At 65.8% G+C, this 20,615-nt stretch carries 18 protein-coding genes; 7 read left to right on the plus strand and 11 right to left on the minus strand.

The features are described 5' to 3' along the window. Positions 1-2: 2 nt before the first annotated feature. Positions 3-635 carry a LysE family translocator gene (locus tag AB7Z56_RS34440; RefSeq protein WP_063985108.1) on the plus strand — a complete coding sequence of 211 codons (633 nt, stop codon included), beginning with the start codon at positions 3-5 and terminating at the stop codon, positions 633-635. 63 nt (positions 636-698) lie between these two features. Here the strand turns inward: AB7Z56_RS34440 and AB7Z56_RS34445 are convergent, their stop codons facing one another. Next, positions 699-962 (minus strand): hypothetical protein, encoded by a 264-nt coding sequence (locus tag AB7Z56_RS34445; RefSeq protein ID WP_084795277.1) that lies wholly within the window; start codon positions 960-962, stop codon positions 699-701. A gap of 483 nt (positions 963-1,445) precedes the next feature. Here AB7Z56_RS34445 and AB7Z56_RS34450 point away from each other — a divergent pair, with 483 nt between their 5' ends. Then, entirely contained in the window at positions 1,446-2,318 is an 873-nt protein-coding gene (locus AB7Z56_RS34450; RefSeq protein ID WP_063985111.1) for an alpha/beta fold hydrolase, read from the plus strand. Positions 2,319-2,443: 125 nt separating this feature from the next. On the opposite strand, the gene AB7Z56_RS34455 is transcribed toward AB7Z56_RS34450, so the two are convergent. The 3 genes from AB7Z56_RS34455 to AB7Z56_RS34465 all read right to left on the minus strand — a co-directional run bounded on the left by AB7Z56_RS34455 (position 2,444) and on the right by AB7Z56_RS34465 (position 7,124). Continuing rightward, positions 2,444-3,328, minus strand: a complete 885-nt coding sequence (locus AB7Z56_RS34455) for a 4-(cytidine 5'-diphospho)-2-C-methyl-D-erythritol kinase (protein WP_063985112.1) — start codon at positions 3,326-3,328, stop codon at positions 2,444-2,446. A gap of 25 nt (positions 3,329-3,353) precedes the next feature. Then, positions 3,354-5,147, minus strand: coding sequence for a tetratricopeptide repeat protein (locus AB7Z56_RS34460; protein ID WP_187387792.1), 1,794 nt, complete (start codon positions 5,145-5,147; stop codon positions 3,354-3,356). A gap of 315 nt (positions 5,148-5,462) precedes the next feature. Then, positions 5,463-7,124, minus strand: coding sequence for an electron transfer flavoprotein-ubiquinone oxidoreductase (locus AB7Z56_RS34465; protein WP_283018495.1), 1,662 nt, complete (start codon positions 7,122-7,124; stop codon positions 5,463-5,465). 139 nt (positions 7,125-7,263) lie between these two features. On the opposite strand from AB7Z56_RS34465, the gene AB7Z56_RS34470 reads away from it, so the two are divergent. Next, the gene (locus AB7Z56_RS34470; RefSeq protein ID WP_063985115.1) at positions 7,264-8,070 is read left to right on the plus strand and encodes a uracil-DNA glycosylase; all 807 of its coding nucleotides are present in this window, start codon (positions 7,264-7,266) and stop codon (positions 8,068-8,070) included. Between the two features lie 111 nt (positions 8,071-8,181). Here the strand turns inward: AB7Z56_RS34470 and AB7Z56_RS34475 are convergent, their stop codons facing one another. The 4 genes from AB7Z56_RS34475 to AB7Z56_RS34490 form a co-directional block, all read right to left on the minus strand. Beyond that, entirely contained in the window at positions 8,182-9,690 is a 1,509-nt protein-coding gene (locus tag AB7Z56_RS34475; RefSeq protein WP_063985116.1) for a glycosyltransferase family 39 protein, read from the minus strand. Positions 9,691-9,789: 99 nt separating this feature from the next. Beyond that, complete coding sequence (locus AB7Z56_RS34480) at positions 9,790-10,653, minus strand: ribonuclease HII (protein ID WP_063986628.1); 864 nt, start codon at positions 10,651-10,653, stop codon at positions 9,790-9,792. Positions 10,654-10,729: 76 nt separating this feature from the next. After that, a complete protein-coding gene (locus AB7Z56_RS34485) occupies positions 10,730-11,185 on the minus strand; it encodes a VOC family protein (protein WP_063985117.1) in 456 nt (151 codons plus the stop codon). 23 nt (positions 11,186-11,208) lie between these two features. Continuing rightward, positions 11,209-12,372 (minus strand): PA0069 family radical SAM protein, encoded by a 1,164-nt coding sequence (locus tag AB7Z56_RS34490; protein ID WP_063985118.1) that lies wholly within the window; start codon positions 12,370-12,372, stop codon positions 11,209-11,211. A 210-nt stretch (positions 12,373-12,582) separates the two neighbouring features. On the opposite strand from AB7Z56_RS34490, the gene AB7Z56_RS34495 reads away from it, so the two are divergent. Then, positions 12,583-14,970 carry a phosphoketolase family protein gene (locus tag AB7Z56_RS34495; RefSeq protein WP_063985119.1) on the plus strand — a complete coding sequence of 796 codons (2,388 nt, stop codon included), beginning with the start codon at positions 12,583-12,585 and terminating at the stop codon, positions 14,968-14,970. A gap of 4 nt (positions 14,971-14,974) precedes the next feature. Then, positions 14,975-16,156: an acetate/propionate family kinase gene (locus AB7Z56_RS34500; RefSeq protein WP_063985120.1), complete on the plus strand. Its 1,182-nt coding sequence runs from the start codon at positions 14,975-14,977 to the stop codon at positions 16,154-16,156. A 179-nt stretch (positions 16,157-16,335) separates the two neighbouring features. Here AB7Z56_RS34500 and AB7Z56_RS34505 read toward each other — a convergent pair whose 3' ends face one another. Both AB7Z56_RS34505 and AB7Z56_RS34510 read right to left on the minus strand, forming a co-directional pair. Beyond that, positions 16,336-16,719, minus strand: coding sequence for a hypothetical protein (locus AB7Z56_RS34505; protein WP_084795278.1), 384 nt, complete (start codon positions 16,717-16,719; stop codon positions 16,336-16,338). A 176-nt stretch (positions 16,720-16,895) separates the two neighbouring features. Further along, on the minus strand, positions 16,896-17,735 hold the full coding sequence (locus AB7Z56_RS34510; RefSeq protein WP_085402542.1) for an RMD1 family protein: 840 nt from the start codon (positions 17,733-17,735) through the stop codon (positions 16,896-16,898). Between the two features lie 335 nt (positions 17,736-18,070). On the opposite strand from AB7Z56_RS34510, the gene AB7Z56_RS34515 reads away from it, so the two are divergent. Then, positions 18,071-18,646 (plus strand): glycosyl transferase, encoded by a 576-nt coding sequence (locus AB7Z56_RS34515; RefSeq protein ID WP_231144353.1) that lies wholly within the window; start codon positions 18,071-18,073, stop codon positions 18,644-18,646. 66 nt (positions 18,647-18,712) lie between these two features. Beyond that, positions 18,713-19,690 (plus strand): bifunctional helix-turn-helix transcriptional regulator/GNAT family N-acetyltransferase, encoded by a 978-nt coding sequence (locus AB7Z56_RS34520; RefSeq protein WP_063985122.1) that lies wholly within the window; start codon positions 18,713-18,715, stop codon positions 19,688-19,690. A 359-nt stretch (positions 19,691-20,049) separates the two neighbouring features. Here the strand turns inward: AB7Z56_RS34520 and moaB are convergent, their stop codons facing one another. Next, positions 20,050-20,613, minus strand: a complete 564-nt coding sequence (gene moaB / locus AB7Z56_RS34525) for a molybdenum cofactor biosynthesis protein B (RefSeq protein WP_063985123.1) — start codon at positions 20,611-20,613, stop codon at positions 20,050-20,052. Positions 20,614-20,615 lie beyond the last annotated feature (2 nt).

Genomic DNA, 20,615 nt, shown 5'->3' on the forward strand with positions numbered 1-20,615 from the left:
GGATGATCGAAACGAATTTCTGGCTGTTCCTGGCCGCAGCGTGTCTCATTGCCGCCGTTCCCGGCCCCGGCATCTTCTACGTCGCGGCGCGGACCTTGTCGGAGGGGCGCGCCAGCGGCTTTGCGTCAACTGCGGGCACGGCGCTCGGCGGGCTGGTTCATGTCGTCGCGGGCAGCCTCGGCATCTCCGCGATCATCCTTGCCAGTGCGGAGCTGTTTGCCGTCGTAAAATTCATCGGCGCGCTCTATCTGGTTTGGCTCGGCATCAAGACCTTCCGCAGCGCCGGCCGCGCGCTCTCGCTGGAGAGCGAGCCCGTCGGCGACAGGCGCGCGTTCCGCGACGGCGTGCTGGTCGAGGCGCTGAACCCGAAGACCGCCGCATTCTTCCTCGCCTTCATTCCGCAGTTCCTCGATCCCGCGGGATCGAGCCCCACGCTGCAATTCATCGTGCTCGGCGCGATCTCGGTGATCCTGAACACGCTCGCCGATGTCGTCGTCGTGCTGATGGCAACTGCAACGCGCACGCAGCTGATTGGCAGGCCGCATCTGATGCGGCGTCTCACGCAGGGCTCGGGCGTCTTCATCACCGGCCTTGGCCTCTCACTTGCGCTGGCGCGGCGGCCGGTGCAGACCTAGCTCGCGTCATTCCCGACGGCATCCGCCGAAAAAAGAAAGGGGCCGAAGCCCCTTTCTCGGATTTCACCACTGATGCCAATGATGCCAGCGGTGCCAGCGAGCCCAATGATGCCAGCGCCAGCCGTCACCCCAATGATGGTGCCAGCCGTAACCACCCCAGTAGTGCGGATGGTAGTAGCCTCCATGGTAGTGCCGTTGCCAGCAATGGCCCCATTCATTGCAGACATAGCCGGTCGGCACCTCGATCGGTGCTGCTGACGCAGCCCCGCTCGACAGCGTGACCCCGCCAAGCGCGGCAAGGCCGACAAACGCAGATACAAGTTTCATGATGTTCACCTCCTAACATCCGTTGGAGGCGACGAGTGCGTCCTGCGTTCGGCGCCTTACGCAGGTTTAATACCGATGAACGATTTCGATGAGGCGATCCGCTCGCGATGACGGCGTGCGCGCGACATTGTCGCCATCGGCCCGAAAGACTTTCCGACCCGTAATGACCTAGATGTAACGCGTGGAATTCGAACGACCCATCGCTCGCGGCTCACCCATGGTTGTTGCGATGGAGAGTTCGATGAGGATGATGTCCTGGTCGCGTTATCGCCTCCTGACAAGGTCGTTGTCGCGCACCGCGCGTCGCTGTCACGACGCGAAGATGCGCAAGACCCGGCAGCGCCGACGCGCCATGCGCCGCCTAGCCGGCACGAGCTCGCCGCCGAAGCGCCCGTGACCTGCGGCTTGCTTGTGGAATGGCCGGCAGCAGGCTACTCCAGTCGTGCTGTTATCTCGTCCGGCATTTCGAAGGATCGACGCCCGATGCTCGCCCCGCAAAGTCGCACTTACGAGTCCCACGGCCTGCGGCTGCACTATGCCGATTGGGGCAATCACGGCGCGCCCGTCGCCATCCTGGTCCATGGCGGCCGCGATCATTGCCGGAGCTGGGACGCCATCGCCCGCTCGCTTCAGCCGCATTTTCACGTGCTCGCGCCCGATCTGCGCGGTCATGGCGATTCCGACTGGACCAAGGGCGGCAGCTACGCGCTGACCGAGTATGTCTACGACCTCGCGCAGCTCATTCGCAGCATCGCAGCGCCTCAGGTGACTCTGATCGGCCATTCCATGGGCGGCATGGTGAGCCTGATCTTTTCGGGGTCGTTCCCCGAACTGGTTTCGAAGCTCGTCGTCCTCGACGGCGTCACCATGTTGCCGGACACCCCCAAAGCGCCGACGCATGAGCGCATCAGCAAATGGGTCAGCCAGCTCGACAGGCTGCACGACCGCACGCCGCGCCGCTATTCGACCCTCGAAGACGCGGCCGCGCAGATGGTGCTTCACAACAAGCGCCTCGCCCGCGACCTCGCGCTGCATCTTGCAACGCACGGCTCGCGGCGGAATGACGACGGCACCTATAGCTGGAAGTTCGATCCCTACCAGCGCGCCTCTGCGCCGCACCGGCTCTGGCCGGACGATCACGTCGCGCTGTGGTCGCGCATTGCCTGCCCGACGCTGCTGCTCAATGCCGGTGAAAGTTTTCTCGCCGGCGCCAAGGCTGCGGGCCTGGAGCGCTACTTCCCGCAGGCGCGCATCGAAACCATCGCCGGCGCCGGACACTGGCTGCAGCATGACAAGCCGCAAGAGGTGTTGGGTGAGATCCGGCGGTTTCTCGGGCTGGCCGAAGACGGCGGCTAGCTCCACTGCCGTAGGGTGGGCAAAGGCGCAAAGCGCCGTGCCCACCACGCAGCCAGATTGCGAGAATAAGTTTGGTGGGCACGCTTCGCTTTGCCCACCCTACGGCACCGTCGTCGGGGAAAAACCTAGCTCAACGTCCCCGCATGCACCCACCAGCCGGGGTGGTCGCGCCGGATCTTTTCCGCGCCGGCATGCGCATCGCTCGCTGCGCCACAGATCGCAAAGCAAGTCGCGCCGGAGCCGGACATGCGGGCAAGCTTGACGCCGGCGGAGTCACGCAAGGCTTCCAGCACCTCGCCGATCACGGGCTCGATCCGCAACGCAGGGGCTTCGAGATCGTTGGCCACGGTTTCGAGAACGTCGACCCAATCGGCAATGGAGGCGCCCTCGTCCGGCCAGGCCGGGGCGTCGAGGACAGAGGTGGCGCCCACCAGCAATTCGCCGTTGCGCAAGCCCAGCGCCTGGAACACGTCCTTGGTCGCGACCGGCACGCGCGGATTGACCATCACGCAGGGCATGCTCGGCAGCGCGAGCGGCAGCAGCTGCTCGCCGACGCCGGTCATGTCGCAGGCGCGCGAGACCAGGCACACCGGCACGTCGGCGCCGGTCGCGAGCGCGACTTTCTGCAAGCGCGGATCATCGAGAGACAGATTGTTGAGACGCGCGAGCAGCCGCAGCGCCGCCGCGGCATCGGCCGAGCCGCCGCCGATGCCGGCCGCGACGGGAAGCACCTTGTCGAGCGCGAAGGCGCCCAGCTTCAGGTTCGGCACGGCCTCGGCCAGGAGCCTGGCCGCCTTGACCACGAGATTGTCGGCGGTGTCGCCGCAGGCCGCGGCCAGCGGCCCGGTGGTGACGAGCTTCAGTTCGCCGCCCGGCTCCAGCGTCAGCTGGTCCGCGCAGTCGGCAAACGCGACCACGCTTTCGAGATCATGATAGCCGTCGGCACGACGGCCGACCACGCGAAGGCTCAGATTGACCTTCGCGCGCCCTTCTTCAATCAACGCCGACATTGGCGATCAGCCCCCAAACGCACTCTTAGCCGCCCTTGCCGTCGTCCTTCTTCTTGTCCGCCTGCGCGGCCGAAGAGTTCGAATCGTCGGTCATACCGTTGGCGATCTTGGCCTCGATCTTCGGAAGCTCCTCCGGCTCGGGCTTGAGATCGCGGGCGTGGGCCCACTGGAATTTCGCTTCCAGCGTGCGGCCGACGCGCCAATAGGCATCGCCGAGGTGATCGTTGATGGTGGGATCCTCGGGCTTGAGGTCGATCGCGCGCTCGAGGTTCTTCACCGCCTCTTCGTAATTGCCGATGCGGTAGTAGGCCCAGCCGAGGGAGTCGACGATGTAGCCGTCGTCGGGACGCTGCTCGACGGCACGCTTGATCATCTTCATGCCTTCGTCGAGATTCACGCCCTGGTCGATCCAGGAATAGCCGAGATAGTTGAGGACATGCGGCTGGTCGGGCTGGAGCTCGAGCGCCTTCTTCATGTCGGCTTCGGCCTTGCTCCACTCCTTGGAACGCTCCTCGCAGATGCCGCGATAATAGTACCAGACGCTGTTGGCCTTGTCGTTGCCCGCCGGCAGCACGTCGACGCCCCGCGAATAGGTCGCGCCGCAATCGCCGAACTTCTTGCGACCGCGCTCGATATTGCCGAGCGCCATGATGGCCTCGAGATCCTTGGAATCGTCCGATGTGACGCCCTTGAGGATCTTGATCGCCTCGTCGGTGCGGTCGGCGGAATCCAGATCGATGGCCAGCTGGATCTGCGCATTGCGCTTCAACGGCGAGGTCGCGGGCACCCGCTCATAAACCTTGATCGCCATCTGCGGCCGCTTCACCGATTCATAGAGGTCGGCGAGCGAGAGTAGCGCCAGCGGATGGGTCGGCTGGAGATAGAGCGCGAGCTGGAGATAGACCAGCGCCAGATCCTCGCCGCCGCGGCGGGTCAGCGTGGCGCCGATGCCGTACAGCGCTTCGGCGGCACCGGCTTGGGCGGAGTCGGCCAGCGGCGGCATCTTCTTGCCGGCCTTGGTGTCGCGCAGGCCTTCCACGATCAGCGGATGGCGGGCGAGCTTCTTGTCGAAAGCCAGGTAGACGGTGGTCGCGGCCGCGGAATCCTTGTTGCGCGACAGCCAGCGGGCATAGGCCTCGGTGACGCGCAGCATGGAATCGTCGAGCTTGTAGGCGCGCTCGAAGCGGACGCCGGCGTCCTTCTCCTTGCCGGAGAGCTCGAGGATCATGCCGGCATGGAGGTCCTTGAACAGCGGATACCATTCCGGACCGGCGAGCTTGTCGATGGTGGCGACGCCGCCCTTGGCATCGCCCGCGCCATAGGCGGCCCAGCCCGACAGCAGCGTGGCGACGAGATCGGTGATCGGACCGCGGATCGACTGGTTGATGTTGGTTTGCGCGGTCGCGTATTTCTTCATCTTGAGATCGTGCACCCCGACGACGAGACGTGCGACGCGGTTGGTCTTGTCGATGGTCAGGACGCGCTCGGCGAGCTTGACCGCCTCGTCGATGTCACCGTCGGCAACCGACGAGATGAAGGCGCGATCGAGCAGCTCATTGTTTTTGGGATCGGTGCGGAGCGCCGAGCGGTAGAAGGCGGCGGCCGAGGCCGCATCGCGCTCGACGCTGGCGTGGCGGGCAGCGAGATAGCTGCCGGAGGTCGTCAGCGACTTCAGATCGTTCCGGGTCGGGAATTGCGCCGCCGTGTCGGACGGATGGTCCGGCGTCTGCGCCAGGACCGCGCCGGGGACCGTCGCAATCGCGGTGCCCATGAGGGCGATGGCGGCAACAGTCCAGCGGTTGAAACGATTTGAGAACATCAGGGGCTCGCCTTGAGTTGTAGTGCCTGGGTTTGCAGCAGTAGGCCGTATCGCATGCGAACGCGGCCGGTGGCATGGGGACCCGGAACCGTCGGGCCGACAATGCCGCTTTTGGCGCTTCACCGCAAGGATTCGGGCATGCGATCCCCTCCGCACGCCCCAAATCGGCCTACTACGCCCCAAGACGCTGCCAGTATGGCCTTATCGTGGCCGCGGACCGCTACCCCGGGCCGGTTCTCACGCGAACGTGCGTCACAATGCCGGGGGCACGTCACATTGACCCCGGCCTGATCGCTTTGGTCCAATGATCCCGGCTTACATCGCCTCGTAGTTCGGGCCGCCGCCGCCCTCCGGGGGAACCCAGGTGATGTTGCCGTTGGGGTCCTTCACGTCGCAGGTTTTGCAGTGGACGCAGTTCTGGGCATTGATCTGGAAGCGCGGGCTCGCGCCTTCCTCGACCCACTCATAGACCCCGGCCGGGCAATAGCGATTCGAGGGACCGGCGAAGACGTCGTGCTCCGAGGTCTTCTGCAGGTTCATGTCGGCGACCTTGAGATGGACCGGCTGGTCCTCCTCATGATTGGTGTTGGACAGGAACACCGACGAGAGCTTGTCGAACGAGATCTTGCCGTCCGGCTTCGGGTAGTTCTTCGGCGCGTGGCTCTTCGCCGGATCAAGCGTGGCGCGATCGGGCTTCGCATGCGACTGCGTGCCGAACAGCGAGCCACCGAACAGCGTGTTGCACCACATGTCGAAGCCACCGAGCGCGACGCCGAGCACGGTGCCGAACTTCGACCATAGCGGCTTGACGTTGCGGACCAGGAACAGGTCCTTGCCGACCGCCGAGGACCGCCAGGCGTTCTCGTAGTCGACGATCTCGTCATTGGCGCGATCGGCAGCGAGCGCGGCCGCGACATGCTCTGCGGCGAGCATGCCGGTGCCCATCGCATTGTGCACGCCCTTGATGCGAGGCACGTTGACGAAGCCCGCCGCACAACCGACCAGCGCGCCGCCGGGGAAGCTCAGCTTCGGCACCGACTGGTAGCCGCCTTCGGTGATGGCGCGCGCGCCATAGGCGAGCCGCTTGCCGCCTTCAAAGGTGCCGCGGATCGAGGGATGGGTCTTGAAGCGCTGGAACTCGTCGAACGGCGACAGATACGGATCGTCGTAGTTGAGATGCACGACGAAGCCGACGGCGACGAGATTGTCGTCATAGTGATAAAGGAACGAGCCGCCGCCGGTCTTCAGGTCGAGCGGCCAGCCGAACGAATGCTGGATCATACCCTTCTGGTGCTTGGCGGGATCGATCTGCCAGACTTCCTTGAGGCCGATGCCGAACTTCGGCGGCTCGCTGTTGGCATCTAGCGCGAACTTCGCGATCAGCTGCTTGGTCAGGCTGCCGCGCGCGCCTTCGGCGAACAGGGTGTACTTGCCGAGCAGTTCCATGCCACGGGTAAAGGAGTCCTTCGGCTTGCCATCGCGGCCAATGCCCATGTCGCCGGTGGCGATGCCCTTCACCGCGCCCTGCTCGTCATAGAGCACCTCGGCTGCGGCAAAGCCCGGATAGATCTCGACGCCGAGCGCCTCGGCCTTGCGCGCCAGCCAGCGGCAGACATTGCCGAGCGAGCCGATATAGCAGTGATGATTATCCATCAGCGGCGGCATGATGAAGTTCGGCAGCTTGATCGCGCCGCCAGCGGTCATCCAGTAGAAGCGATCGTCCTTCACCTGCGTCTTCAGCGGACAGTCGGAATCCTCGCGCCAGTCCGGGATCAGCTTGTCGAGCCCGGCCGGATCGATCACGGCGCCGGAGAGAATGTGCGCACCGACCTCGGAGCCCTTCTCCACCACGACGACGTTGAGATCGGCATTGAGCTGCTTCAGCCGGATCGCGGCCGCCAGGCCAGACGGGCCGGCGCCGACGATGACGACGTCGAATTCCATGGATTCGCGCGGGGGAAGTTCTTCGGTGCTCATCTGATCTCAGCCCTTGAGACGGTTCCTCGTCATTTGCGCCCCCTTGTTTCCGATTTTTCCGGGTAGGACAACCACGGAAATGCGTTCCACTGGGATGCAAGGCACCCCAAACTGATATAGTAAAAGTCTGACTTTCCAAATGATCCCCGAACCCGCACCCACCGTCCGAGAGCTTCTCGCCTTCTATCTGGAGGCCGGGGTCGACTGCGCGCTCGCGGAGGAACCAGTCGACCGCCTGGCGGAATTGGATGCTCCGCCGCCGGCCCCACGCGCCGCACCTCCGGTTGAGGCACCACGGCCTGTTGCCGCGCCCGCGGTGATGCGCGGCGAGGCCGCACCTGCGCCGGACATTGCGATCGCCTCCGCGCGCGAGGCCGCGCGTACCGCGCCGACGCTCGAGGCACTGCGCGAGCTGATGCAGAATTTTGAAGGCTGCGCGCTGAAGCACACCGCGACGCAGCTGGTGTTCGCCGACGGCAATCCGCAGGCGCGCATCATGTTCGTCGGCGAGGCGCCGGGCCGCGACGAGGACATCGAGGGGCTGCCCTTCGTCGGGCGCAGCGGCAAGCTGCTCGACCTCATGATCGGCGCGATCGGGCTCAACCGCACCACTGCCTACATCGCCAACGTGATTCCCTGGCGGCCGCCCGGCAACCGCACGCCGACGCCGCAGGAAACGCAGATCTGCCTGCCTTTCATCCAGCGCCAGATCGAGCTGGTGAATCCCGACGTGCTGGTGACGCTCGGCAATCCCTCGACGCAGACGCTGCTGTCGACGCGCGAAGGCATCATGCGCACCCGCGGCCGCTGGTTCGACTACGAGACGGGTGGGCGCACCATCCGCGCGCTGCCGACGTTCCATCCGGCCTATCTCTTGCGCTCGCCATCGTACAAGCGGCTGGCCTGGCAGGATCTGCGCGCGATCGCGAAGGTGCTGGCGGGATAGCGAGCTCTCGTAGGGTGGGCAAAGGCGCAAAGCGCCGTGCCCACCGTCTCTCTCCGCGATCATGGATGCGTGGTGGGCACGCTTCGCTTTGCCCACCCTACGATTCCCGACTTACGTCCCCTTCGGCCGCACGATGGCCCAGCCGATGCGCAAGAGCTGCTGGCGGCCGGTCACCAGCCATTCGAAGGCGCGCGGCACTTCCGGAACGATGCCGGGAAAGCGCGCGAGGATTTCCGGCGGCGGGGTGCCGGCGGTGTCGGAGGCGCGCCAGACCACGACGCCGCCGGTCTCGCTGAACTTGGCCTGATTGATCCACGGCGTACGCGCGGGCTGGGCATCGATGAAGAGATGCGGCCGGCCGGAATGCAGCGTGATCAGGCTCGCGAGCTGGGTCTCGCCGGCGACCGCGCGCAGGCGATGATTGGTGCGGCGGGCAAAGCTCTCGTCGAAGAAATCCGAGATAGCGCGCGCCGGCATCGAGGTCGCAATCTCGTTGGCGCCGGTCAAGGGCAGAAACAGCACGGCGAGCACGACGCCGGCTGCGGGCGCCAGGACGGCGGCAGCCCACACCGTCCGCAGCACCCGCGCGCGGCGCATCGCGATGAGGTCGCCAGCCGCCACCACCACGGCAAGTCCCGACACCACCAGCACGACACCGGCGCCGCCGACAACGGCATCGAGCCCGAGCACGCCGGAGATCAGGACCGCGCCGAGCGCAGGCGCCAGCGCGAAGAAATAGACGAAGTTGTGCGCGAGCGGCTCGACCGGCGGCCGGTAGATGATCGGCGCTTCCTCGCCCTTGGCGACGAACAGGCCGCTATTGAGAAAGGTCAGCGCCGGGATCGCCGCCGCGCCGAGCACGAGCCCGCCGAGCAGCCAGGCCGCGTGCAGCGCGCGAGCGTTCAGCTCGGCGACCTCAGGCAGGGTCGGCATGACAAGCGTCTCCGCGCGCATCAGCCAGACTGCATAGGGCAGCGCCAGCACGGCGACGACGATCAGCGCGAACAGCGGATCGAGCGCGCGTAGCGTCCGGCGTCCGCCGGCGGTCGAGACCGCGAAGACGACGAGCAGGAGGAGAAGGAAGATCGCCGCGGGCGTCGTCAGCAGCAAGAGGCCCGCTTCGATCGACCAGGCAAACCAGGCATTGCCGCGGCGCTGGCCGATGATCTGCCAGGAATGCAGCAGCAGCAGCGCCCAGAGCGGCCGCGCCAGCACCAGCGGGCCAAAGTCGAGCGCCGGCGAGGAGAAGGCCAGCACGGTCATGGTCAGCAGCACGGCGAGCACCGCCTGCTGTGAGCCGACCACGGCGCGGGAGAGATGATAGAGCGCGATGAAGGTCGCGACCTCGCAGAGCTGGGCGAGGACATAGACGCCGAACACGTGGCCGCCTGCGGCGCGATAGGCGATGTCGGCGAGCCAGACCGGCAAGGGCGGCCCGAGATCGGTGCCGACCTGGTATTCGCGGCCGAACGCCAGCAGGGTCGCGAGCGTGCCGGGCGGGCTGCGGTAAAATACCAGCGCCACGAACAGCCACATCGCGGCCTGCAGCAGCACGGCGATCCACACGATCAGCCGCGGCCGGGCGCGAATGAGCTCGATGACCAGGGAGGTAAACCGCATGCAACGTCCGAAAGATGCAGCCAACCCGTCCAGCCGGCCCTATTCGCTCACATCTGTTTTGATAAAGGGCGCTGCGCGTTGTGGCAACGACCGTCTGCCCTACAGGCCCGCTGACGCATCAATTTCAACGCTTGCTTCTAGCTGCACTTCCATCTCGGTCACCGCGAACAGGTCCCGCACCGGCTCGACGGTCCAGGGCATGTGCTTGGCGCGGGCGGCGGCAACGGGGGCGAAGAAGCTGCGGTGGTGGATGGTGGGACCGAGGCGGTCGAGCGCGTCGAGGTGCTCCGGGACGGCGTAGCCCTTGTGCTGCTCGAAGCCATAGCCGGGGCAGTCCTGCGCCAGCGCGCACATCAGCCGGTCGCGCGTCACCTTGGCGATGATCGAGGCTGCGGCGATCGACAGGACGATGCCGTCGCCGCCGATCACGGCCTCGCAGTCGCAGGCGGTGTCGAGCCGGTCGCGGCCGTCGACAAACACATGACGCGGCGAGTCGGGCAGCGCCACCACGGCGCGCTTCAGCGCCCACAGCGAGGCGCGCAGGATGTTGTCGCGGTCGATTCGGGAGCGCGAGGCGACGGCGACCGAGACCTGCGCGGTGGCGCAGATCTTGTCGAAAAGCTTCTCGCGTTCCTCGGCCGTCAGGCGCTTGGAATCGTCGATGCCGCGGGGAATGCGGTCGGGATCGAGAATCACGGCGGCCGCGACCACGGGTCCGGCCAGCGGCCCGCGGCCGGCCTCGTCGCAGCCGGCAACCGGCCAGATGCCGCGCTTGATCAGCGCGCGCTCGCGGCGGAAGGTCGGCGATGCGACGGCGATGATGGCGCCCTGCCTACCGGCCGGGGCCTTGGCCGCCCCCTTGGCCGTCTTCGCAGGCGCTGCCTTCCTGGCGGCATCCTTCTTCGACGCGCCCTTCTTTGGCGCGTCTTTGGCCGGCTTCCTGGTGGACTTGTCCCGAATCATGGGCGGGATCGTGCGCAAGCGGCCCGGCCGGCGCAACCGGGAACCCCGGACAATTCCCGTTATTCAGACCAGCCGCCTACTCCGCCAGATGCACCCGCCGGTCCTCACCGACCTCGATGTCGGGCGCGACCACGACTTCCCAGGGATGGCCGTCGGGGTCGGCGAAATAGCCGGAATAACCGCCGTAGTCGGTCTCATGCGCCGCTTTCAGCAGCGCCGCGCCCTTGCCGACGGCGAAGGCCAGAACCGCATCGACCTCGCCGCGCGTGGCGCAGTTCCAGGCGAGCGTCATGCCGCGGAAGGTCGCGGGCCTCGGATTGTCCGGCAACTTGGCGTCGGCCGCGAGTTTGTCCCAGTGAAACAGGGCCAGCACCGGACCACCGGTATCGTAGAAGGCGACGGCCTCGCCGGTCGCCTTCAGCCGACGCGAGAAGCCGAGCGCGTCATAGAAGGCGATGCTGGCACGAATGTCGCTCACACCCAGTGTGATGACCGTGAGCCGCGGCACCGGCGCGGTAAGTTCCTGGCTCATGCTACGCCTCTTCCGTTTCCCGATCAGAACAGGCTGAGCTGATCGCCGTTCCGCTTCGGCCTCGCAAAGTGATCCGTCGTCAGCTTGGAGCGCCGCTTGTTCAGCCCAAGCCTGTCGCAGGCGATCTCGAAGCGGCGGCCGATGGTCCAGGCCATCGGTCCGGTGCCCTTCATCCGCTCGCCCCATTTCGCGTCGTAATCGCGGCCGCCGCGCATGTCGCGGATCAGGGTGAAGACGTGGCGGTAGCGGTCTGGATAATTGGCCATCAGCCATTCGCGGAAGAGATCGCGAACCTCCAGCGGCAGCCGCAACAGCACGTAGGAGGCTTCCTTGACGCCGGCATGGGCGGCGGCATCGAGAATGCGCTCGATCTCGGAATCGTTCAGCGCGGGGATCACGGGCGCGACCATCACGGTGGTCGGAATACCCGCGTCCGAAAGCTGCTTCAGCGCCTCCAGCCGCTTCGGCGGCGTCGATGCGCGCGGCTCCATGGTGCGAGCCAGCTTTGGATCGAGCGAGGTGACGGAAATTCCGACCTTGGCGAGATTGCGCTTGGCCATCCGCGCGAGAATGTCGATGTCGCGCGTGACCAGCGCCGACTTGGTGACGATGCCGACGGGGTGGCCGGCGCGCTCCAGCACTTCGAGAATGCCGCGCATGATCTTACGCTCGCGCTCGATCGGCTGATACGGATCGGTGTTGGTCCCGATCGCGATCATCCGCGGCTCGTAGCCGGTCGCGGCCAGCTCCTTCTCGAGCAGCGCCGGCGCATCGGGCTTGGCAAACAGCTTTGACTCGAAGTCGAGCCCCGGCGACAGGCCGAGATAGGCGTGCGTCGGCCGCGCGAAGCAATAGACACAGCCGTGCTCGCAGCCGCGATACGGATTGATCGAGCGGTCGAAGCCAATATCGGGGGATTCGTTGCGGGTGATCACCTTGCGCGAGGTATCGACGCCGACGGTGGTCTTGAACGGCGGCAGCTCCTCCAGGCTCTGCCAGCCATCGTCGAAGGCGACGCGGGCCTCGGCCTCGAAGCGGCCGCTGGCATTGGACTGGGCGCCCCGCCCTCGCCTGCGCTGTTTGTCGATGGCGACCGCCAGTTCGGGAAAATCAGAGTCCGCACCCGCCGGCTCGGAGGGCGCCGTGACCGGCGGGTGCTTGAGAGCATGAGAGGATGCTGGACTCATGAAGCCAAGATAGCACGCAAAAGGAACAAATCAAGAACACAAACAAAAAACTCAAAAACAACCCCATGCACAGTAGCCGCCCAAATTTCGGGCGCGGTCCCTTGACCTCACGCAACACACCCGTCGCGGCGATCCTGTTCGATGCCGGACAGGGATCAATCGCACCGGAACAAAGTTGGTGTCGATCGCTGGGTGAAGGTCAGCAGGAACATGACAAATCAACGACAATCGGCCTCAGGGAGCAGCGAGCTCGATCTGCTCGATCGCTATTGGCGCGCCGCGAACTACCTCTCCGTCGGGCAAATCTATCTGCTCGACAATCCGCTGCTGCGCGAGCCGTTGCGGCCGGAGCACATCAAGCCGCGCTTGCTCGGCCATTGGGGCACGACGCCCGGTTTGAACTTCATTTACGCCCATCTCAACCGCGTCATCCGCGCGCTCGATGTCAACGTGCTCTATATCTGCGGTCCCGGCCATGGCGGCCCGGGCATGGTGGCCAACACCTATCTCGAAGGCAGCTACAGCGAGATCTATCCTGACGTCGCGCGCGATACAGACGGATTGCGAAAACTTTTCAGGCAGTTCTCCTTCCCCGGCGGCATTCCGAGCCACGCGGCGCCGGAAACGCCAGGCTCGATCCACGAAGGCGGCGAACTCGGCTACGCGCTGGTGCATGCCTATGGCGCCGCATTCGACAATCCCGACCTGATCGTCGCCTGCGTCGTCGGCGATGGCGAGGCGGAAACCGGCCCGCTCGCGGCGTCCTGGCACTCGAACAAGTTCCTCAATCCCGCCCATGACGGCGCTGTGCTGCCGATCCTGCACCTCAATGGCTACAAGATCGCGAACCCGACCGTGCTCGGACGGATGCGCGACGCGGAGATCCGCGACCTGTTCCGCGGGTTCGGCCACGAGCCGCTGTTCGTCGAGGGCGACGATCCCGAATTGATGCACCAGGCCATGGCGGATGCGCTCGACGTCGCGCTCGCCAGCATCCGCTCGATCCAGCAGCATGCCCGCGACGGCCGCAAGAGCGTCGAGCGGCCGCGCTGGCCGATGATCGTGCTGCGCAGCCCGAAGGGCTGGACCGGCCCGAAGGAGGTCGACGGCAAGAAGGTCGAGGGCTTTTGGCGCGCGCATCAGGTTCCCGTTGCGAGCTGTCGCGAGAACCCGGCGCATCTGAAAATCCTCGAAGACTGGATGCGCAGCTACGAGCCCGAGAAGCTGTTCGACGGCAGCGGCGCGCTCATTCCCGAGCTCCAGGCGCTGGCGCCCGACGGTAACAGGCGCATGGGCGCCAATCCGCACGCCAATGGCGGCCTGCTGAAGAAGGAGCTGAAGCTGCCGGACTTCCGCAGTTTTGCGTTGGACGTGCCGCAGCCCGGCGGCGTCACCGGCGAAGCAACGCGCGAGCTCGGCAAATTCCTGCGCGACGTCATCCGCCTCAACGCAGAAACGCGCAACTTCCGCATCATGGGTCCGGACGAGACCGCGTCAAACCGGCTCGATGCCGTGTTCGAGGCGACCGAACGGGTCTGGATGGAGCCGACGGAGCCTTACGACGTGCATCTCGCCCAGGACGGCCGGGTGATGGAGGTTTTGAGCGAGCATCTCTGCCAGGGCTGGCTCGAGGGCTATCTGCTCACCGGACGGCACGGCTTGTTCTCCTGCTACGAGGCCTTCATCCACATCGTCGATTCCATGTTCAACCAGCACGCCAAATGGCTGAAGGTGACGCGACATCTGCCCTGGCGGCGACCGATCGCCTCGCTGAACTATCTCCTGACCTCGCATGTCTGGCGGCAGGACCATAACGGATTCAGCCATCAGGATCCCGGCTTCGTCGATCTCGTCGCCAACAAGAAGGCCGACATCGTCCGCATCTACTTCCCGCCCGACGCCAACACGCTGTTGTGGATCGCCGATCACTGCCTGCGCACCTATGACCGCATCAACGTCATCGTCGCCGGCAAGCAGCCGGCGCCGCAATGGCTGTCGATGCAGGACGCCGCCACGCATTGTGATGCCGGCATCGGCATCTGGACCTGGGCCGGCACGGAGGATGCGGATGGCGAGCCCGACGTCGTGATGGCCTGCGCCGGCGACGTGCCGACACTGGAGACGCTCGCCGCCGTCGATCTGCTGCGCAAGGCGCTGCCCGACCTGAAGATCCGCGTCGTCAACGTCGTCGACCTCATGACGCTGCAGCCGAAAGACCAGCACCCGCACGGCCTGTCCGACCGTGACTTCGACAGCCTGTTCACACCAGACAAGCCGGTGATCTTCGCCTATCACGGCTATCCCTATCTCATCCACCGTCTCACCTATAACCGCACCAACCATGCCGGAATGCATGTGCGCGGCTTTGCCGAGGAAGGCACCACGACGACGCCGTTCGACATGGTCGTCCTCAACGGGCTCGACCGCTATCACCTCGCGATCGAGGCGATCGCGCGCGTGCCGGGTCTGGCGACCAAGGCCGCGCAGGTGCAACAGCAGTTCCGCGACAGACTGATCGAACATTCGCACTATGTGCGCGAACACGGCGAGGACATGCCTGAAATTCGCGACTGGGTCTGGCCGGGCAAAGCGGGTTGACGTCATGACGGCGTCGGCCCTCGTGCTCAACTCGGGCTCGTCGAGCATCAAGTTCGGCCTGTTCGACATCGCGGCGGACGAGCCTGCCCTGCTCTGCAAGGGCCTGCTCGACGAGCATGAGGCGAAGCCGCGGCTCGTGGTGAAAAGCCCTGCGGGCGGAGACCTGTTCGAGACGCAGAGGGAAGCATCCGATGCGGACAGCGGTCATCTGTTCGCGGAGGTGCTCGGCTTCATCGAGGAGCGTTTTGCCGACCACCGCCTGCGCGCCGTCGGTCACCGCATCGTTCATGGCGGGCCGGATTATTCGGGCCCGGTTGAGCTGACTGACGACGTCTACGCAAAGCTGGACGCACTGACGCCACTGGCGCCGCTGCACCAGCCGCGGTGCCTTGAACCAGTCCGCACCATCAGGGCAATAAAGCCCGACCTGGCACAGATCGCATGTTTCGACACCGCCTTTCATCACAGCATGGCGCCACCCGCGAGCCGCTTCGCCATCCCGCGGCGCTATGAAGAGCGCGGTATCCGGCGCTACGGCTTTCACGGCCTCTCGTTCGAATATGTCGCGGGGCGCCTCGCGAAAATCGCGCCGCAGTTCGTTGCCAAGCGCACCGTCATCGCGCATCTCGGCAATGGCGCCAGCCTGTGCGCGTTGCGCGATGGCCGCAGCGTCGACACCACGATGGGGCTGACGCCGCTCGATGGCCTCGTGATGGGCACCCGGAGCGGCACGATCGATCCCGGCGTGCTGCTCTATCTGCAACAGCACGAGAGGATGTCGGTCGAGGATGTCCAGCACCTGCTCTATCACGAGTCAGGCCTGCTCGGCGTCTCCGGCATCTCTGCCGACATGCGCACGCTGCTGGCGAGCCGTGAGGCTGCGGCGCGGCAGGCGGTCGAGCTCTTCACCTTCCGTGCGGCGCAGCAGGTCGCGGTGATGGCGACCACGCTGGGCGGGCTGGACTGTCTGGTCTTCACCGGCGGCATCGGCGAGCATGCGAAGGAAATCCGCGCCGCGATTGGTGAGCGGCTTGGGTGGCTCGGCGTACATATTGACGCGGGTGCGAATGACGCGGCACGCGAGCGGATCAGCAGCAGTGGCAGCACCGTCAATGTGTTCGTCATTCCGACGAATGAGGAGCTGACGATCGCTCGGCATTGCGCGGCTGTGCTGCGAGCGAAATGAAAGCCCGGTCGACCGCTGCATCTTTCCCTTCTCCCCCGTGGGAGAATTTCAGCGGACCATGACTTGTCGGGCCATGACTTGTCGCAGCGCTGCTGCGCCACTGTCGAAATGACCATGGTGCGCAAAGCAAACGATTTCGCCAGCGCTTCGAGCACCATGGGCCAACTACGTCGCTCCGCTCAGTACGGAGAGTACCCGCCCGGGCAAACATAGTTTCCGTAAGCGTCATAGCCGCAGCCGCTGCGGTAGTAGGCCCCCGTCGCAGCTGCGCCGATCGCCGCGGCCCCCACTGCCGCCGCACCGACGCCGTAACGATATCCGCGATACCCTGCATAAGCGCCCCGATAGCCGTAACGCCCGCCGCGCACGGCGACAGCACCGCCCCGATATCCACGCGCCGCGACCGCGCCCCCGCGGTAGCCTCCTGCCCGCACGGCACCGCCGTGGAAACCTCCTGCGCGCATGCCGCCGCCGCGACCGCCGCGGGCAGATGCGTCATCGGGAGTGAAGGCGACAAGCAGCATAGCTGCGGCTGCCGAAGCGATGAGAGCTTGACGCAACATCAGCGTACTCCTTCTTCGAGGGAGGAAGCCGCGGACAGCTGCACATCGCGTTGACCGCGGGTCCGATCGAAGTCTCGTGCGCTGGAGCTTCGTGCCTTTGATTTGGATCAACGTTCATCTACATGAACGACGGTTCCCCGCCCGCACAGTGGCGTGCAGGCCGATCTCAGGCCGATCTAATGCGTGCCCGACAGGATCTGGATGCACCCGATCACGACCTCGATCACGATCAGCACCACGACTGCGATTTCCAGACGCAGCGAGCGCTGGGTGTCGATGATGTCGGTCAGCGCGTTGGCGGTTTCCGACACCGCGGTGAGCTTGCGCTCGAGCGTATCGAGGCGCTCCTTCAATTCGTACTCGTCTTCGAGACGGGCATAGAGGCGGTCGAGCTCGGGCTTCTCCCAGAGCACGTCCGGTTTCTCGGCCACCGCGACACGGCCGGCGACGCGCTGCTGGACCAGAAGCGCATTGCCGATCAGTTGCAAGATGCCCTTGCGCCGGGGCGGCGTGCGGCCCTGCTCGGCGAGTCCCCGCGCAAAGGGCTCGATCACGTCGAAGACCGCGGCGACGCGGCGCTCGTCGCGGGCGAGCGAGGTGCTCTTGGCGAGCGCGTCCGCAACGATCAGCAGGCGATCGTCGGAGAATTTGGCGAGGCAGATCGGCCCGCCGGGCTGGATCGCCTCGGCGTTCTCATCCTTGCAGAGCTGCGCCTGTGCGATCTCCTCTTCAAAAGGGCTGAGCTCGCCGGTCACCCGCGGTTTCAGGCTGTCGATCAGCACCTTCTCCTCCGAAGGGAGGAGGCCGATCAGCACCACGACGCCGTAGCGGAAGATCACGACGAGCCCGGCATGGACGCGGAAGGCAGCAGGCGTCGAGGAGACAGGTGCGCCAAGCTCGAGCCCGGACGGATTGATGCGTTCGCCCAGCATCACGGCGCGGATCCGCAGGGTCGGCGCGGCCTCCGGCTTCGGCGATGTTGGCGTGGTGCCAACGGGAAGTTGATCGGCGTTCACTGGACTATCTCACTTTGCGCGGCGAGCGTTGCACGTTTTTCCCGTCGAAAGGTTTGTGTCAGACTGCCGGTGCAGCCTTGCGGAACGTGCCGTCCTCGCCCCGATCATATCGGCAGAGAAAGCCCCCGTTTGAAGCTCACGGAAACGACATTCGCGGAAACATTGGGCAACAGGGCCACCCCGCGCACGACATATTCGGCTGCGATAGACCGGCGGCGATTTACCATCGCATGCCGGAACACCGGCGAAAAGTTGCACTCGGCGACGCCGCGTGTTTATGACACATTCATAACAAGCTACGCTTCTCCCGAAGTGCAGACATCGAAGCCTCAATCATGCTGAGCGTCATCATACCGACCGAAGGCGTCGAGCAGACGGCGGTCGCAACTCTGGCCGCGCTGGTACCCGGTGCCGCTGCGGGCATCATCAAGGAAGTCCTGCTGGTCGATGGCACCCGCAACGGTGTCATCGAGCGCGTTGCCGACGTCGCAGGCTGCCGTTTCATCGGCTTCGAGGGTTCTTCGCAGGGCGCGGCGCTTGCCGCCGGTGCGCTCCAGGCCCGTTCGCCCTGGCTGATGTTCCTCCCGGCCGGCGCCGTGCTGGAGACCGGCTGGATCGAGGAAACCACCCAGTTCATCCAGGCTGTCTCGACCAGCGGCAGGGATCGCGCGGCGGTGTTCCGCTACACACGGTCGCCTTATGCCGATACCGGGTTTCGCGACGTCCTCTGGGCCGTGGTGCGCAAACTGGTCGGCCCCCTCGGCGATCAGGGACTCTTGATCGCGCGCGATCATTACGACCGGATCGGCGGCTACCCGCCCCAGGCCCGCCGTTCCGAGGCGCGGCTGCTCCGGCGGCTCGGCCGCTCGTCCCGGACCATGCTGCGCAGCCGGATCGTCATGGTCGGCTGACGTCACCGATCTAATACTTGCCAAAGTCAAATAATTGTTTGACAATGGCAAGTATCGAGGTGACCCATGCCATCAGCCCTTTCGTCATCCAGCCCTTCGCCATCCGGCCCCGCTTCGACCGAACAGGTCGCCGACGACCAGGTCCAGGCGGTTCGCGCCTTCAACCGCTTCTACACCCAGAAGCTCGGCGTGCTCGACCAGCAGCTCCTGAAGAGCCCGTTCTCGCTGAGCGAGGCGCGCGTGCTCTACGAGCTGGCCCATGGTGGCGAGCAGTCGGCCAAGGAGATCGGCATCGCGCTCGGGCTCGACGCCGGCTATCTCAGCCGCATCGTGCAGAACTTCGATGAAAGCGGCCTGATCGCGCGCAAGCCGCTTCCGAGCGACCGCCGGCAGGTTCAGCTGAGCCTGACTGCGAAGGGCCGCCAGGCGTTCGCCAGGCTCGAACGCTCGTCCCAGGACGACGTCGCCGCGATGCTGCGGCCGCTGCCGGATGAGGAGCGCAGCAAGCTCACCGGTGCGATGGAGACGATCGAGCGGCTGCTCGCCATGCCGCGCACGCCATCCCCGCGGGCGACCCTGCGCGAGCCCCGCCCGGGCGACATGGGCTGGGTGGTGCAGAGCCACGGCGCGCTCTACGCCAGCGAATACGGTTTCGACTCCGGCTTCGAGGCGCTGGTCGCCGAGATCGTCGCCAAATACATGACCTCCTACGATGCCTCGCGCGAGCGCTGCTGGATCGCCGACATCGAGGGCCGGCCGGTCGGCTCGGTATTTCTGGTCAAGGCCAGCGACGACGTTGCCAAGCTGCGCCTGTTGCTGCTCGATCCGGCCGCGCGAGGCCAGGGGCTAGGCCAACGGCTGGTCGCCGAATGCGTCTCCTTTGCCCGCGCCTGCGGCTATCGGCGGATGACGCTGTGGACGCAGAGCAATTTGGTCGCCGCGCGAAAAATCTATCAGGATGCCGGCTTCAAGCTGACCGCCACCGAGCCGCATCGCAGTTTTGGCCAGAACCTCACCGGTGAAACCTGGGAGCGCGATCTCTGATGCGGCGGCACGCGCTCATCACGGGAGAGCTCGTCGATCTCTACAAGCGCCGGGCGCGACGGTTGCACGTGGAGGCGCGCCGGACTATGTGGCGCGTGGTGTGGAGCTCGCTGAGACGGAAGAGCTAGTCGCTGGCGCAGCGGGCGCGATGCGCATGATTGTGCCCTCGCCCCTTGCGGGAGAGGGCAGCGACGCCAGTAGATACGAACTCGCTTGGGTGAGGGGTATGTCTCCGAGCGGTCCGTGCGGATGGAGACCCCTCACCCGTCTCGCCGCTCCGCGGCGAGCCACCCTCTCCCACAAGGGGGAAGGGAAGAGGTCCGCGCCTAGCTCAGCAAAGCAGCGTCAAAGCAACGCACTCACACCGTCGCGCCCTGCGCCTTCGCCCTTCGCAGATGCTCGTCGAGGCGCGGCATGATCTCGACGAAATTGCAGGGACGCGTGCGGTAGTCGAGCTGGGCGGCGAGGATGCCGTCCCAGCCGTCACGACAGGCGCCGGGCGAGCCCGGCAGGCAGAAGATGTAGGTGGCGCCGGCGACGCCGGCGGTGGCGCGGCTCTGGATCGTCGACGTCCCGATCTTGGCGTGGCTCAGCATGTGGAAGGCGATCGAGAAGCCGTCCATGCGCTTCTCGAACAGCGGCTCGATCGCCTCCGGCGTGACGTCGCGCCCGGTAAAACCGGTGCCGCCGGTGGTGACGACGACGTCGACGCCGGCATCAGCAATCCAGCGGCGGACGACGGCGCGGATCGCCTCGACGTCGTCGGTGACGATCTCGCGCGCGGCAAGATGATGGCCCGCCGCGGTGAGGCGGTCGGCCAGCGTCTGGCCGGACTTGTCGTCGGCGAGCGCGCGCGTGTCAGAGACGGTGAGCACCGCGATGTTGAGCGGGATGAATTGTTTTGAGTCGTCGATCGAGGCCATTG

This window comes from Bradyrhizobium sp. 482_C4_N1_8 (assembly GCF_052075965.1).
GTDB lineage: Bacteria > Pseudomonadota > Alphaproteobacteria > Rhizobiales > Xanthobacteraceae > Bradyrhizobium > Bradyrhizobium barranii.